The 12243-nt window shown below is 69.4% G+C and carries 11 protein-coding genes; 7 read left to right on the top strand and 4 right to left on the bottom strand.

The window, feature by feature from the left end; translation table 11 throughout:
* Positions 1-47: 47 nt before the first annotated feature.
* The gene (locus G6045_RS12760; RefSeq protein ID WP_165332021.1) at positions 48-1535 is read right to left on the bottom strand and encodes an ABC transporter substrate-binding protein; all 1488 of its coding nucleotides are present in this window, start codon (positions 1533-1535) and stop codon (positions 48-50) included.
* Between the two features lie 548 nt (positions 1536-2083).
* Here G6045_RS12760 and G6045_RS12765 point away from each other — a divergent pair.
* The 4 genes from G6045_RS12765 (at position 2084) to G6045_RS12780 (ending at position 6183) form a co-directional block, all read left to right on the top strand.
* Complete coding sequence (locus G6045_RS12765) at positions 2084-3019, top strand: carbohydrate ABC transporter permease (protein WP_165332022.1); 936 nt, start codon at positions 2084-2086, stop codon at positions 3017-3019.
* 5 nt (positions 3020-3024) lie between these two features.
* Entirely contained in the window at positions 3025-3900 is an 876-nt protein-coding gene (locus G6045_RS12770) for a carbohydrate ABC transporter permease (RefSeq protein ID WP_206343655.1), read from the top strand.
* A gap of 58 nt (positions 3901-3958) precedes the next feature.
* Positions 3959-5260: an ABC transporter substrate-binding protein gene (locus G6045_RS12775; RefSeq protein WP_165332023.1), complete on the top strand. Its 1302-nt coding sequence runs from the start codon at positions 3959-3961 to the stop codon at positions 5258-5260.
* A gap of 113 nt (positions 5261-5373) precedes the next feature.
* The gene (locus G6045_RS12780) at positions 5374-6183 is read left to right on the top strand and encodes an IclR family transcriptional regulator (protein WP_165332024.1); all 810 of its coding nucleotides are present in this window, start codon (positions 5374-5376) and stop codon (positions 6181-6183) included.
* Between the two features lie 123 nt (positions 6184-6306).
* On the opposite strand, the gene G6045_RS12785 is transcribed toward G6045_RS12780, so the two are convergent.
* Genes G6045_RS12785 through G6045_RS12795 form a run of 3 tightly spaced genes read right to left on the bottom strand, consistent with a single transcriptional unit; the run spans position 6307 to position 9105 of the window.
* Positions 6307-7026, bottom strand: a complete 720-nt coding sequence (locus G6045_RS12785; RefSeq protein WP_328707747.1) for an SDR family NAD(P)-dependent oxidoreductase — start codon at positions 7024-7026, stop codon at positions 6307-6309.
* On the bottom strand, positions 7023-7937 hold the full coding sequence (locus G6045_RS41425) for a dihydrodipicolinate synthase family protein (protein ID WP_165332026.1): 915 nt from the start codon (positions 7935-7937) through the stop codon (positions 7023-7025). The genes G6045_RS12785 and G6045_RS41425 overlap by 4 nt, the downstream gene beginning before the upstream one ends.
* A 1-nt stretch (position 7938) precedes the next feature.
* Entirely contained in the window at positions 7939-9105 is a 1167-nt protein-coding gene (locus tag G6045_RS12795) for a mandelate racemase/muconate lactonizing enzyme family protein (protein ID WP_165332027.1), read from the bottom strand.
* 135 nt (positions 9106-9240) lie between these two features.
* Between G6045_RS12795 and G6045_RS12800 the strand changes: the two genes are divergently transcribed.
* The 3 genes from G6045_RS12800 (at position 9241) to G6045_RS12810 (ending at position 12221) form a co-directional block, all read left to right on the top strand.
* Entirely contained in the window at positions 9241-9906 is a 666-nt protein-coding gene (locus G6045_RS12800; protein WP_206343656.1) for a bifunctional 4-hydroxy-2-oxoglutarate aldolase/2-dehydro-3-deoxy-phosphogluconate aldolase, read from the top strand.
* Positions 9903-10838, top strand: a complete 936-nt coding sequence (locus tag G6045_RS12805) for a sugar kinase (RefSeq protein ID WP_165332028.1) — start codon at positions 9903-9905, stop codon at positions 10836-10838. The genes G6045_RS12800 and G6045_RS12805 overlap by 4 nt, the downstream gene beginning before the upstream one ends.
* Positions 10839-11039: 201 nt before the next feature.
* Positions 11040-12221 carry a family 16 glycosylhydrolase gene (locus G6045_RS12810; RefSeq protein ID WP_165332029.1) on the top strand — a complete coding sequence of 394 codons (1182 nt, stop codon included), beginning with the start codon at positions 11040-11042 and terminating at the stop codon, positions 12219-12221.
* Positions 12222-12243: the final 22 nt, after the last annotated feature.

The raw sequence follows: 12243 nt of genomic DNA on the forward strand, positions 1-12243 counted from the left end.
CCCGCGTGCCGGCCCCACGAGCGAGTGCCGCTCTCATGCCGGAGCCCTCACTTCACGTACGTGTCGGGCGTGACGAGCAGACGCTCGCGCGGATCCTTGGCCGAACCGACCACACGGGGGGAGTCGCCCTGGATGACCCGTTCGTGCAGCATCGGGAGTGCCGCGTCGGCATTGAGCACCGCACTCTCGGCGGCCAGGATCGCGGCGCGCCGCTCCGGCCCGGAGGCGGCCTTCGTGGCCTTGCCCAGGGCCTTGTCGACGGCGGGATCGGCGAGTTGGGAGAGATTGAACGAGCCGTCGCTCGCGAAATCGCTGTAGAGGTACGCCGCCGGGTCGCCGGAGTCGAGCACGGTGGCCCGCGACAGGATGAAGGCGTCGAACTTGCCCGCGAGTGCGTCGGCTTCGATCGCCGCGTACTCCCGGACCTCCAGCTTCACGGTGAACCCGGCCTGCTGGAGCTGCTGTTGGAGCGCGGCGGCGACCTCGGGCAGCTCGGCGCGGTCGGTGAAGGTGCCGATGGTGATCGCCTTGCCGTCCGGCTTGCCGGGCGCGGCGGGCTCGGTGCGCCCGGCGCGCTGTTCGGCCCACGGGATGGCGGGCCCGAGCAGCCCTTCGGCCACGTCCGCGCGCCCCTCGTACACCCCCTTCACCAGCGCCTCGGCGTCGATCGCGCCGCGGGCGGCGGCCCGCAGCGCGGGGTCGACGAAGGCGCCCCGTTCTGTGTTGAGGTAGAGGGTGTTCGTGCGCGGCATCGGCACTTCGGTGATCTGGTCCTCATCGAGCATCGCCGCCTGTGACACCGGCACGGACTCGACGATGTCCGCCTCTCCGCTGCGCAGCGCGGCGGCCCGCGCGGTGCCGTCGGGCACGAACCGCACGTCGATCCCGGGCGCCTCGGGGCGGCCGCCCCAGTACGCGCCGTTGCGGTCGAGCGTGGCGGAACTGGTGCCGTTCACCTTCTTGAGGACGAACGCGCCGGTGCCGGCCCCGACGGGGTTCACCGTCTTCCCCCGGTACGCCTTGGCGGCCAGGATCGACAGCTGGGGCGAGGACAGACGCTGGGGCAGCAGCGGATCCGGGGCCGCGGTGACCACCTTCACCTTGTCGCCCTGGGCGGTGACGGTGAGCTCGACCCCGTCGAGGATGCGCGGCTTCGGCGCGGCCTGTGCGGCCCGGGTGAGGGAGCGGACCACGTCCGCGGCGGTGAGCGGGGTGCCGTCGTGGAAGGTGACGCCCTTGCGGAGGGTGAAGGTCCAGGCCGCGTCACCGGACGCGCGCCAGGAGGTGGCGAGCGCGGGCTGCGGATCACCGTTGGCGTCGAGCGTGACCAGGGTCTCCGCGGTGCTCCAGCGCGACAGCTTGAAGGCGTCGTCGCTGAGCGGGGAGAGCCCGGAACGCGGCGGCTGCATCATCACCACGCGCAGGCGCTCGGACGAGGAGTCGGACGCCTCGCCGTCGGGTGCGAAGCAGCCCGTCAGGAGCAGGGCGGCGACAGCCGTGAGGGAGAGGGCAGGCAGGGGTGTGGGTATGCGCACTGAACATCCAGGTCCGTGGAACGGGGCAGGTCGGGGGACCTGGACGACAATAGCCGATGATAATCATTTTCAACTAACGGGCGGTCGGCGCACCTGGCGCGGTACCGGTCCCGCACCGTTCACGGCGAAGGAGCAGGCGACCTCGACAGGGCCGTGACGGTCAGCGGCGTGGCGGAACGATCGCTCCTTCGAGTAGTGCGCGCCGTCCTCGGCCCGCGGCGAGGAGAACCGCTTCGGCTCGCCGAGCGCTCGCCTTGAGCGCCATGCCCATAGCGGCAGCAGCAGCCACGGCGTCTCAACTCCCTGGTACGCAAGGCCAATTCGTATCGCGGATACCTCGCCCGCTATGCGAGGCCGGTCGGCCGTGCTGCAGTGGTCGCACCACTTCAACTCGGCATGCCTGTAGGGAAGTTCAGCTCAAAGACCCTGTACGGGGCATGTCCGCCCAAGCGGGCCTAGGTAGTTCACCACAATGTGGGCGTCACATCCATTTACCAGATTTCGCTTCTGAGATATGGTCCGTCGCGTCGCAAGGAGTTGATATGACGATGACCACCGAACCCCCGCCGGTGCGAGCCCCCGCCCGCTCGCCGGTGCGGGCGGGGAAGCGCACCACGCTCAACGGGCGGGACCGCACCTTCGGCTTCATGCTCGCGGCCCCCGCAGTGGCCCTCTTCCTTGCCGTGGCGGTGTACCCGCTGGTGGCGAGCCTGGGGACCAGCCTCTACGACCAGTCCCTGATCCGGCCCGGCCGCTCGTTCATCGGGTTCGACAACTACTCCGACGTCTGGCCCGACTTCGTCGACCGCCTCGGGATCACGCTCGTGTTCTCCGTGTTCGCGACGGTCTTTCCCCTGTTCCTCGGTCTGGGGCTCGCGTTGCTCCTCAACGCCCGCCTCAAGGGTCGGTCGGTGCTGCGGGGGATGCTCATGCTTCCCTGGCTGCTGCCCGGTGTCGTCGTCTCGTTCCTCTGGGCGTGGATCTTCAACGACAGCTATGGCGTGCTCAACCACGTCCTGTCGCAAGTGGGCCTGCCGGAGGTCGACTTCCTCGGGGCGCCGGGGACCGCCATGGCGGCGGTGATCATCGCCAAGTCGTGGAACACCTTCCCCTGGATGATGGTGGTGATCCTGGCCGTCCTGCAGACCCTGCCGCGCGAGCAGTTGGAGGCGGCCGCGATCGACGGCGCTTCCCGCCCGCAGCGCTTCTGGCACGTTTCGCTGCCGCATCTGATCGGCCCGGTCGCCCTGGTGACCATGCTCGAGTTCATCTACAACTTCGGCTCGTTCGACATGATCTTCGTGATGACCGGGGGCGGTCCCGGGACCTCGACCATGACCCTCGCGGTCAGCATCTATCAGTACGCGTTCGTCGAGTTCTCCCTGGGCCGTGCGGCGGCCATGGGTGTGCTGTGGCTCGTCGCCCTGTCCGTGGTGTGTGCCGCGTACTTCCTGCTGAACAAGAAACTGGAGGCGCGACGGTGAGCCTCGTGTCGTTTCTGCCGGCCCGGCGCCGCTCCCGCCATGTGGGCGAGGGCATCACCCGGCCGACGCTCGGCGTCGCCGGCAAGCTGAGCCTGGCGGTGCTCGGTCTGTTCGGACTGCTCCCGGTGTACTGGCTGGTGGCCACCGCGTTCATGCAACGCGAGGACGTCTTCTCCAAGGACCGGCCGTTCTTCCCGTTCAACCCGACGCTCGACAACTTCGGCGCGTTCTTCGAGGACACCGCGCTGCTGTCCGCACTCGGCAACTCGGTGATCGTCTCGGCCGGCACCGCGGCGGTCTCGGTCCTGGTTGCCGGACTGATGGCGTACTCGCTGTCGAAGTTCCGCTACCGCGGACGCAACCTCTTCATGGTCATGTTCCTCGTCGGACAGCTCGTCCCCGGCGTGCTGCTGCTGGTCTCGCTGTACCTGATGTTCAGCGCCGCGGGACTCCTCTATACGTATACGGCCGTGGTGCTGGCGTTCACCACGTTCACGCTGCCGCTCACCGTGTTCCTCCTCAAAGGCATCATCGACGGGCTGCCGGACGAGATCATCGAGGCGGCGAAGGTGGACGGCCTCTCCAACCTGGCGATCCTGTTCAGGATCATCTTTCCGCTGATCACCCCTGGCCTGGTCACAGCCGGGATGTTCGCCTTCATGCGCGGCTGGAGCGATCTGCTGTTCGCTCTGACGCTGGCGGGGCCGGACAAGCAGACGCTCCCGGTCGGCATGACCACGGCCTTCATCCACGAGGGCTCCGGCGACTGGCCGGCCCTGATGGCGGCTTCGGTGATCACTTCACTGCCCCTCGCGCTGATCTTCATCGCCCTGCAGCGGTACTTCGTATCCGGCCTCGCCGCCGGAGCGGTCAAGGGCTGAGCTGCCCGTTTCCCACCCCAAGGCACGACTCCCACCCCAAAGACACGACGGAGCCATCATGTCCAACCATGCCCCTCAGCAGGCCATGACCCGGCGAGGAGTCCTCGCGGGCCTCGGAGCACTCGGCCTCTCCAGCGCCTTCGGTCTGACGGCGTGCTCCACCTCCACGCCCGGCAACGCTGCGGGGAGCGGTGCGTCGGAGGCCGACACGATCAAGCTGTACGGCAACGCACTCGGTGAGGACGCGCAGAAGGCGGCGTGGCAGGCCGTCGTCGCGGGCTGGGAGAAGAAGTCCGGCAAGATGGTGAAGCCGGTCATCTTCCCCTACGACCAGGCAGCCACCCAGCTGGCCCTTGCCGCAAAGTCCGGCTCCTTCAACGGAGTTGCCCAGGGTCCGTGGCAACTGCTCGTCCCCATGGGGATTCTCGCCGACCTCTCCGATCTCGCCGAAGGCATGGACATACCGCGTGCGGTGGTCGACGGACTGCGCGTCGACGGCAAGCTGTACATGCTGCCCCTGACGGCCTCGGGTATCGGACTCGTATGCGACGGCCGGATCGCCGACGAGGTCGGACTCAAGAGCGGTCTGACGGTGGAGGAGTTCGCGACCGCGCTGGAGAAGATCAAGCGCCAGGACTCCGACCTCATCCCCTACGCGGCGGTCACGAAGAACCCGGACCTCAAGGACGCCGTGCACTGGATGTGGGGCTGGGGCAGCGAGGTCGTCACCAAGGACCTGAAGTGCACCATCGGCGACGCGGAGAGCGTCGCGGCCATCGAGTGGTACAAGGAGCTCCAGGACGCCAAGCTCACCAAGGCGGGCGTCGCCCGCACGGATGCGCGCATCATGTTCGCGCGCGGGCAGGCCGTCATGTACGACGACGCTCCGCTGGCCAACACCTTCGTGAAGTCCAACGGCGGCTCGGCGGCGCTGCACGCCGCCATCCGCCCGTTGCAGCGGCCGACCGCCAAGGGCCTCCCCTCGTACAACCGCTTCTGGGGCTCGGGCCTGGCCTGCAGCGCGGGCAAGGGGGAGAAGACGAGCAGGGACTTCATCTCCTACGTGGCCACCGACCTCAGCGCCGCCACCGCGCTGTACAAGCAGTCCGCGCTGCCGCCCGCCGACAAGAAGGTGGCGGACCGGATCGAGGCCCTGCAGAAGGACACGTTCCAGATCGGCTTCGCCAGTGCGGTCGCGGAGCACGCCCGGCTCAGCCCTTGGGACACGTTGTCCACCACGGCTCGGATCGATACGGCGATCGGCGAAGGGGTCGCTTCGATCCTCGCAGGTCAGGTCGGGGTCCAGAGTGGCCTCAACGACCTGCGCAAGAAGGTCGAAACCGCCCTCGAGCAGGGGTGACGCCGGCCGGTCCGGCCTCCGCCGTGGGGCCGGACCATACGTGGAAACGTAACCCACAAAGCGGATGACCGATATAAATGGTCGATCGACGCCGCCCACAAGACAGGAGAACCATGGCTGCCGAACACGGCGCCGGAACGCAGGCCGTCGAGCGCGCGATGTCGCTTCTCGCCTGCTTCACCGATGAGACCAGCGAACTGCGGATCTCCGAGCTCTGCGCCCAGACGAATCTCGGGCAGTCGACCGTGTCCCGCATGGTCTCCTCGCTGGACCGCATGGGTTTCCTCGCACAGGACGCCCGGACCGGCCTGTACCGTCTGGGCCCGACCGTGGTGACCTTGGGGTCGGTGGCGCTCAACAGTTCGTCGATCTTCCGGGCCGCGCGGCAGATCGCCCAGAACCTCGCCCATGTCGCCGACCTCGGCGCGAATCTGGCGGAGTTCCGCGACGACCAGCTGTTCTACCTGGGGAACTTCGAGGGCTCGAAGTCCCCCAAGTCGTTCACCATGGCCGGACGTACGGCGCCGCTGCACGCCACCGGCATGGGCAAGACGTTTCTGTCGGCACAACCCGCGGAGTATGTACGCGAGTTCTACGCCAAGGGGCTCGGCATCGCCTACACCCCGCACACGATCACGGAGCTGTCCGCCATGGAGAGCGCGTTGGCCGAGGCGCGCAGCCGCGGTTACGCCACGGAGATCGAAGAACTCGCCTTCGGGCGGGCCTGTGTCGCCGCCCCGATCCGCGGCCGTGGAGGGGACGTGGTGGCGGCGCTGTCCGTGAGCGGTCCTCTCTCCGAACTGGACGACCCGCAGCGCCTGCGGGAGCTTGCCCTGATGGTTGTCGAGGCCGCCGACGAGGTGTCCGTCGCGCTGGGCTTCACCATGGCCCGGGCACCGCAGCCGCGGGTGCCCATGGGTTAGCGGGGGCCGCTGAGTTGGGGAGAAGCATCCCGGTCGTGCGCCAGGACCGTCCCTCCACGTCACCACGTACGAAGCGGGTGCGGGCCACTGGCCCGCACCCGCTTCGTCATGCCTGGCTCCGGGTCAGTCCTCGAGGAACTTGCGCCGCAGGTCGGGGCGGAGAAACGCCGCGGGGGACGCGATCGACAGGCCGCCGTCGACCGGCAGGACGACGCCGGTGACGAACCCGGCCGCCGCGAGGTAGAGCACCGCGCCGGCGACGTCGGCGGGACGGCCGACGCGGCCCAGCGGATACCCCTCGGTGACCTTCGGAAGGTGGTCGTTGTCGATCATCCCCGGGGCCACGGCATTGACGCGGATACCGCGCGGCCCGTACTCGAGGGCCAACTGCCGCACCAGGCCCTCCACTCCGGACTTCGCCGCCGCGTACGCGGGCAGCCAGGGCGCGGCCAGGGTGGCGTTGACGGAACTCACCGCGACGATGCTGCCGCCCCGGGGAAGGACGGCCAGGGCGGCCCGGGCCGGGAAGAAGGCGGTGTCCAAGGTGTTGGTGAGCGCGCGGTGCCAGTCTTCAGCGGTGACGGCATGGGCCGGCGCCGGCGCCATCACCGCTGCGGCAAGGACCAGGACGTCCAGGGAGCCGAGCCGTTGCACGGTGCGGCCGACCGCCGCGTCCGCTCCTTCCTCGGTGCTGACGTCGAGAGCGAGCGACTCGGCCAGGTGCGGGCCGGGTTCGCCGTCCAACGAGACGCCGACGACTTTGTCCCCCGCCTCGGCGAAGGCGGCAGCGATGGCCCCGCCGATCGGGGAAGAGCTGCCGATCAGCAGCACCGACCGGCTCACACGGGCACCTTCTGCCAGGAAGGCAGGCGCAGTTCGGCCAGGATCTCGTCCAGCGCCCGGGCCGTCACCGGCTCGAGTTCCTGCGCCGGGAGCCGCACCCGGCCCGACGTGATGATCCCGCGCCTGCGCAGCACCTCTTTGTGCACCGCCCATGCCTGGCCCGGGCGCATGCCGAGGTGGATGAGCGGCAGCAGCCTGCCGAACGCCGTACGCGCCTCGGCACGCCGGCCGGCCGCCATATCGTCGAGGATGCCGCGGAGCAGATCGGAGAACTCGCAGGCCGGCATGGTGCCCACACTGCCGTTGTCGTACTCCTCGATGAGCGAGGCGGCGTTGAGACCGCCGAGAACCGCCAGTTCGTCCAGAGCGCGGGTCACCGCTGCCACCTTGACGGGGGTGGGCGGTGCTTCCACCTTCACCGAGGTGATGCCTGGAATACGGCCCAGGGCTGTCATCGTCGCCACGTCGATCGCGACGCCGGTGACCCCGGGGGCGTCCTGCACCATGACCGTGGCGTCGGTCGCGGCGGCCACTTCTCCGAAGAATTCGATGAGTTGCTGCTGATTGGGCTTCGCGAGGTACGGGGGGAGCACCATCAGCTGGTCGGCGCCACCGGCTGAGGCGTGCCGTGCCTGTTCGATGGCCACCACGGTGCTGGTGCCGTTCACCCCGGCGACGATCGGCACCTCTTCTCCCGCCACCTCTCTGACCGCGCGCAGGATGACGGCCCGTTCATCGGTGGCCAGCGCGAAGCCCTCGCTCGCCATGCCGAAGACCGCCAAGCCGTCCACGCCCGCGTCGAGTTGGAATTCCACCAGGGAGCGCAGGGACGGCAGATCCAGCTCGCCGGCAGCGGTGAACGGTGTGGCGAGGATCGGGACGAGTCCGATGGGGGTGGCGGTGCGTGTCATGTCAGCCTCCCTGAACGAGGTCGTCGAGGACCTCCTGGTCGATGTCGATGCCAAGACCCGGACCCTGCGGCAAGGTGAACCCGGAGGCTGTGTGGGTGATCGGGGTGCGCAGAATCCGCTGGGCGTAGGGCAGCGTCGTGGGCTGCAGCTCGAAGAAGGGGCTGTCGGCCACGGCCGCGGCCACGTGCAGTCCGGCGGCGAGTGACACGCCGAGACCCACGGAGTGGTGGCACGCCACGGGGATGTGGCGGGCGTCGGCCAGCGTGGCGATCGTCATGGCCTCGGTGATACCGGTGCGGGCCACGTCCGGCTGGGCAAGTCCGGTGGCCCTGCGGTCGAACCAGTCGCGGAACTCGTAGCGGTTGCGCAGCGCCTCACCGACCGCGATCGGTGTGGTGACCCGGGACGCCAGCTCCTGGTGCCCCGCGATGTCCTCGGGCGCTAGGGGAGCCTCGAAGAACAGGGCGCGGCGGCGGTCGAGTTCACGTCCCAGTTCGAGGGCCTGCGGCAAGGAGTAGACCCAGTGGGCGTCGATGGCGATGCCCAGGCCCGGTGCGGCGGCGGCCACCGCGTCGTACGTGGCCAGGTCCTCCTCGACGCCGTTGCCCAGAGCGAGCTTCACCATGGATGCGCCCCGCTTCGCCCAGTCGGCGGCCAGCTCGGCGCGTCCCTCGTCCGTCGGCTCGGGCAGTCCGGAGATGTAGGCGGGGATCTCGGTCCGGTAGGCCCCGCCGAGGAGTTGGGCCACGGGGAGTCCCGCCGCCTTGCCCGCCAGATCCCACAGGGCGATGTCCAGGGCGGCAAGGGCGTCCGCCTGATGGCCCGCCAAGTGGCCCCGCTCACGCATGAGATCGCGCATGCCGTCCCACAACGGGCGTACCCGCAGCGGATCCCGGCCCACGAGCCACGGCCCCAGCATGCGGTCGATGATCGCGGCGACGACCTCGGGGCCGACCGGCGCGAGCGCCTCGCCCCAGCCTTCCACCCCTTCGTCGGTCGTGACGCGGACGAGAACCGTCTCCATGAAGGCCGAGTACAGGCTTCGCCATGGCGGGCGTACGAAGTAGCCCTGGTCCGGCGCAGGCGCCGAACCGTCGTTCAGCTTGCCCAAGTAGGCAGTCTCCGTGGGCTGTTTGAGGACGTAGGTACGCACCTGGGTGACCCGCATGATTCCTCCGGACTACGAGATTCGTATTGCGATTCAGCACTTGCGCATGGTGAATTAAACATCCATCAACGGTGGGCTGGTCAAGCCCTTCACAGGACCGCGCCCCTGACATCGCGGCCCGGAACCGGACAACTCGTGTATCTGGAAGACATCGCGCAGCGGAGACTGCTGGCCATCATCCGTGCCGACGGCCCCGATCGCGCCCTGCGTTGCATCCGCACCTTGGTCCACGCCGGTGTCACAGCGCTCGAGGTCTCCCTGACCACGCCCGGCGCCCTCGACGCGCTGGCCCGTGCGCGGTCGCAGTGCCCGCCCGGCGTGCTCCTCGGCGCGGGGACCGTACTGACCGCCGACCAGGCCGATGCCGCCTCCGCCGCCGGTGCCGGCTTCGTCGTCACGCCGGGGATCACACCGGGCGCACGGCGGGCCGCCGCGAACGGGACGCCGCTCCTGTGCGGGGCGTTGAGCCCCACCGAGGTCATTGCCGCGCTGGACCTCGGAGCCATGGCGGTGAAGGTCTTCCCGGCCGGACTGCACGGTCCCGGCTACCTGCGTGAACTGCGGGCGCCCCTGCCCGAAGCGCCCCTCGTCGCAGTCGGCGGCGTCGACGCACGGACAGCGCCCGAATACCTCGCGGCGGGCGCTGTCGCTGTCGGCGTCGGATCACCGCTCATCGGCGTCGCCGGGACCACCGACACCCCGCAGGCGTACGACGATCTGGCCGGCCGCGCCGCACAGTTCCTCGAAGCCGTGGCACCCGGCCGCGGTGCGGGCCGCGACCGTCGGCAGGAGACGCGATGAGCAGCGTGCTGACCATCGGCGAGGCAATGGTGTCCGTCCGCACTTCGGCACCCATGGAACTCGGCGGCGTCGCACGGCTGTCCGTGGCCGGTTCCGAAAGCAATGTCGCCATCGGTCTTGCCCGGCTGGGCCATGAGGCCGCCTGGCTCGGCGTGGTCGGCGAGGACCAGCCCGGCCGGCTGATCAGCCGAACGCTGCGCGCCGAAGGGGTCGACACCCGCTTCATCCGGTCCACGGGCGAGTCGTTCACCGGACTCGTCGCCTTCGACCAGCCGCTGCACGACGTCACCCGGGTCAGCTACCACCGCAAGGGATCGGCCGGTTCGCTGCTCACCGCCGGGGAATGCCTCGCCGCACTGGAGGACGCGTCCCCGGCCCTGCTCCACCTGACCGGGATCACTCCGGCGCTCTCGCCGGCCGCCGGGGCGGCGACGCTCGCAGTGGCGGAAGCCGCGCACGCCGCGGGAGTGCGGGTGAGCGTGGACGTCAACTACCGCGCCCGCCTGTGGACTCGACCGCAAGCCGCGCGGCTGCTGCGGCCCCTGCTGCCGTACGCCGACATCGTGTTCGCATCGGACGACGAACTCGACATCCTCACGGATGCGTCGGCCCCGGTGTCCGAGCTGCTCGGACACGGGATCGGCGAGGTCGTCGTGACCGCAGGCGCCGCCGGTGCGCACTGCCGTACGGCGGAGGGGGAACACCACCAGGCCGCCCTCCCGGTCACCGTGGTCGACAGCGTCGGCGCGGGCGACGCCTTCGTGTCCGGCTACCTCTCCGCCCTCCTGGACGAACTGCCCCCTGCGGATCGTCTGCTGCGGGGGGTCACCACCGGGGCGTTCTGCGTGGGGGCGCACGGCGACTGGGAGGCACTGCCCACCCGCCAGACGCTGGGGCTCCTCACGCACACATCCGGCACGGCTCTGCGCTGAAGCACCGTCAGGCCCGCTGATGTGGTGCAGATTGATTGACGTTACCCATGAACGCTCCTACGCTTCGGCAGGATCGCATGTGGAATTCATAATGAGGATCTGACTTCCTGTCGGGACTGAAGTCGGCCGCCCACACGCTGAGTTGCGCGATCCGCCCGCGCGCTGCTTCCCCAGAGAGGAACGACGTTGAGGCTTCCGAAGGTGAGAAGGAGACCCGGCCTTGCGGGTATCGCAGCCGCATTGGTGCTGACCGCCGGCGCCCTGGGCGCGGCCCCCGATGAGGCGGTCGCCGCCCCGCCCACGGCCTCGTACGAACTGATCTGGGCGGACGAGTTCAACACCACGGCCGTGGACGCGAGCGAGTGGAACTACCGCACGGATACGAAGGGTTGGAGCCAGCAGCGGCCCGAGAACGTGACCGTCGGCGGTGGCGCGATGACCGTCCATCTGTGTCCGCGCAACAAGGCGGGCGCCGGCTGCACGCAGCAGGTGGACAGCAAGGACCTCTACACCGGCGGCGGTCTGATCAGTAAACGCAAGACCCGGTACGGCTACTACGAGACCCGGGTGCGGACCAACAGCGGCAGCGGCTGGCACTCCGCTTTCTGGGCGGCCGAAGCGGGCAGCGGCACCGAACCGCGCACCGAGATCGACGGGTTCGAGATCGACTCGCACGTGCCGGACAAGGTCCGCCACAACGTCATCGCCTGGACCCAGGGCACGTTCACCAGCAACATCTACGGCCTCGACTTCGACAGTTCGGCCGACTGGCACACGTACGGATTCGAATGGCTCGAGGACTCCGTCAAGTTCTACGTGGACGGGGTGCTCAAGTGGTCGCAGCCGTACGCGCCCAGCGCCTACACGCACAACTTCCTCAACACGTGGCTGACGGCCATCGCCTACGACGCCAGCAACTCTCCGGGCGTCGACGAGAGCGCGCTGCCGGGCAAGGTCCAGTTCGACTACGTCCGCCACTACGCACGCGATGTGTACGCGGACAACGACGCACCGAGCGGCTACTCGGAGACCGGCACCGGCTGGAGCACATCGGGACTGCCCGCGTTCGGCCGGCTGACCGGAAGGTTCTCGTGCGACACGGACAGCGCCGGCCGCTGGACGTTCACGCCGCCGGCCGACGGCACCTACCAGGGGTACTTCTTCCGCGCGGGCGGGGAGGGCGGACAGGCCGACGCTCCCGTCAGCGTGTGGGACGGCGGCACCGCACTGAGCCGTACGCGCGTGGACCTCACCGCGCCCGGCAGTTCCTGGGCGCCGCTCGGCGCGCACACGTTGAAGGCCGGCACGACCTACATCGTGCGTATCGACCGGGACGGCCCGGGATGCATCCGCGCCGACGCCGTCAAGTTCGTCCGTTCCTGAACCAGCCGACGCCTTACAGGAG

Source organism: Streptomyces mesophilus (genome assembly GCF_011044995.1).
In the GTDB taxonomy this organism is placed as follows: Bacteria; Actinomycetota; Actinomycetes; order Streptomycetales; family Streptomycetaceae; genus Streptomyces; species Streptomyces mesophilus.